Here is a 3,438-nt window from a genome sequence, read left to right as displayed (position 1 = left end):
CAACAAAAAAAATATCAAAATAAACAAGATGAATATAATAGAAATATTCCTGCAGAATTAAAAAAATATATCCCTTCAAAAGGTAAACTAATATTTCTAGAATTTTTTGAAACAGATAAAGCAAATAATGTTCTAACTAAACAAAAGTCATTTCGCGAAAGTATTTATTATGGAATGGATCGATCTAAAATCGCACAAAAGCTTTCGACACATTCAAAAAAAAAAAAAATAATCCCTAATTCAGTTATTTTTACAAAAGAATTTTTTGATAATAGTAAAGAGTATTTAAAAGAACCCTTTTTTCCACAAAGTCAAGATAGCATGCATATGTATGAAAACTTAGAAATTCAAAATTATGGTTTTAACTTTGATAAAGCGCTAAAACTATTAAAAGAAAGTTATGAAAATTTAAGCGAATCAGAAAAACTCCAAAGTTATAAATTTAAAATACAAAATGATTTGTTGGAAAACGAAAATGATGAATTAAAATTTCAAATTAACCAACAAATAAAATACAACATAAATAATTTATTTCAAAAATTTTTAGAAAAAGAAAAATTAGAAATCCAATTAGAAGTTACGATAGTAGATAAAGATTTCAATATAAGAATAAGTGAAATTCCAGAAAAAGATAATGAGAGTTTTCAATTGTGTGATTATTTTATTTTGATTAAGGATATTTTTTGCGACAGATTTGAACCAACAGAAAAAACAATCCAATTCAATTTTTCTGCTATCAAAAAATATTTAGAACAAAAACAAATAAAAGGACAAAAAATTAATCAATTATTTTTCAAAGGAATGCAGCGAACAACTGATTTTGAATATGAAGCTCAATTTCCAGGGTTGAATAATGAAGGTTATTTTATTGGTGATATAAATCAGTTTAAGGATTTTCATGAAAAACTAATTTTAGAATTATTAACAATAAATAATTATAATTTATCATCAGATTTGCAAATTATTAGACAAAAAACTTATGAAGAAATATTTGAAAAATTATTACTTTTTGCTCATAAACAATGTTTTATAATACCTCTTGTAGTGATTGATTAATTAACTAATGATGAGAAAGATTATAGTTGAAAATGAAAATAATTAAAAAAATTAATTTTAAAAACTGTATTTTATTTTTAATTTACTTTTATTTAAGTGTTTTTTTTTTAGAAATGTTAAATAAATATATACTTAATCCTGAAAGCGAACAAGGTATAAAAAATTTTTCTAAATTCGAAAAAATAATTGTTTTAGTTCTGGAAGTTAAAAAACAAATAACTACTTTTTTATCACCAATTTGTACTTTATTACTTTTAGCATATTGGGGAGAACGTTTTTTTGAAACTGTTGAAATAAAAAAATTTCTTCCAAACAAAAAATCTCTTTTTACTTTTCAAGACGTCGCTGGTAATGAAGAAGAAAAAGAAGAGATGAAAGAATTAATCTATTTCTTAAAACAACCTCAAAAATACGAAAAAATAGGAGCTTCCATGCCTAAAGGTGTTTTATTGGAGGGGCCACCAGGAACAGGAAAAACTTTGTTAGCCAAAGCTTTAGCCGGTGAATCAAACGTTCCTTTTTATGTGGTTGCCGGTCCTGAATTTGTAGAAAAATATGTCGGAGTTGGAGCCTCTAAAGTCAGAACATTATTTAAAGAAGCTAAAGAGAATGCTCCTTGTGTTTTATTCATTGATGAAATAGATGTATTAGGGAGTCAAAGAGGCAGTAAATCTTCAGGTGGTTCTCAAGAAAGAGAACAAACCTTAAACCAACTCTTAACAGAAATGGATGGTTTTACTAAATCTCAAGGGATTATTGTGGTAGGAGCTACTAATAGAGTCGATATGTTAGATGCTGCTTTATTAAGACCAGGTCGTTTTGATCGTATCCTTAAAGTAGGATTGCCTGATATCAAAGCACGAGCAGCCATTTTAAAAGTGCATGCTCGTAATAAAAAAATCGCTACTGAAGTTAATTTCTTTCAATTAGCGAAACAAACCCCAGGCATGAGTGGTGCTCAATTAGGAGCTGTTTTAAACGAAGCTTCGATTTTAACAGTACGAAACCAAAAAGACTTAATTACAATGGTAGAATTAGAAGAAGCAATTGACCGAGTCTTAATGGGACCAGCAAAAAAATCCATTAAATACGAAGAAGAAGAAAGAAAAATGGTAGCTTATCATGAAGCAGGTCACGCCGTAATTGGTTTAAAATTAAAACACGCTCCCAAAGTCCAAAAAATAACGATTATTCCTCGAGGTTCTGCGGGGGGTTATAATTTAATGATGCCTGAAAAAGAAACTTTCTTTTCTTCTCAAAAAAGAATGTTAGCGAATATTATTTCTTTTTTAGGAGGAAGAGTTGCTGAAGAATTAGTGTTTGAAGATATTTCCAATGGTGCTTATGATGATTTTAAACAAGCTACTAAAATAGCGCAACAAATGGTGACAAAATTAGGCATGAGCGAATTAGGCCCAGTACAAGATTCCGAATTTTCTAATAAAAATTTAATCGATGTAGAAATTAAAAAAATAGTAAATCAATCTTTCAAAGAAGCTAAGAAAATTTTGACTGACAACAAAACTTTATTAGATTTAATAGCTTCTAAATTGTTAGAACAAGAAACGATTACGAAAACAGAAATTGATCAATTAGTTTAAAAAATGTTTTAATAATTTATATTATTCTATAAACAATAACAAAAACCTTTGATCGGAAGTTTTTCTTTGTTTCATGACTATCAAAAAGCAATTTAATATATCAATTTACATCTTTTTTTTATTCTTTTTTTATTTTAACAAAACTAATTGGGGAAAAATTTTTTCGAATTTTTTTGGCTTTATAATTTTAATTAATTTTTTAAAAATTATTTTTGGAAAAGTAAAAAAATAAATTCATTAAGGTTCGTTTTTTTTATTTTAATTTAGTATGAATCCTCTACCCCCTTAAATGAAAGGACAAACAATGAATTTAATTCTAATTAATTCATCAATTTCTAATTCATCAGGAGAAAAAAAAGTTAAAATAAAATTGTTTCATAAATATTATTTTAATAGAACATAATAATGTGTATTCTTTTATAATTTCGTCCCCCAATATTTTTATTCTTTAGTAGAACTCTAAAACCCCAATCAAATCAAAGAAATATGAAAATTAATTTGGTTTATTAATTTTACCTTTGAAAAGAAAATGATTTGTTGAAAATTTCAATATTAATTCGGATTCTTGGGTTATACCAAGTATCTTTATCATATTATTTTATCAAACCAATATTTTTTCATCAGATTAAAATATAACAGATAAAAAATTAAAAAAGCATTTATTGCTATTTTATTTTTTCATTATATTATTTTGATTATTTGGATGATCACATTAATAATGATTTTTTTGATTTATTTTAATTACACGTTAATTCAAGCCATTTAATTTTATTTTTTTAAT

The 3,438-nt window shown here is 25.6% G+C and carries 1 protein-coding gene and 1 pseudogene; both read left to right on the top strand.

Annotated features, from left to right (window positions below):
* Positions 1-1,056, top strand: a pseudogene (locus AlmWB_RS01875) (hypothetical protein); the annotation flags it as partial.
* A gap of 32 nt (positions 1,057-1,088) precedes the next feature.
* Positions 1,089-2,657, top strand: a complete 1,569-nt coding sequence (ftsH, locus tag AlmWB_RS01080; protein WP_083993350.1) for an ATP-dependent zinc metalloprotease FtsH — start codon at positions 1,089-1,091, stop codon at positions 2,655-2,657.
* Positions 2,658-3,438 lie beyond the last annotated feature (781 nt).

This window comes from Candidatus Phytoplasma phoenicium, from assembly GCF_001189415.1.
Taxonomy (GTDB): Bacteria; Bacillota_I; Bacilli_A; order Acholeplasmatales; family Acholeplasmataceae; genus Phytoplasma; species Phytoplasma phoenicium.
This window is presented reverse-complemented; position numbering and strand designations above follow the sequence as displayed.

Bases quoted from the DNA above. Each gene is read 5' to 3' on its own strand.
- ftsH (WP_083993350.1), top strand. From the start codon at position 1,089: ATGAAAATAATTAAAAAAATTAATTTTAAAAACTGTATTTTATTTTTA.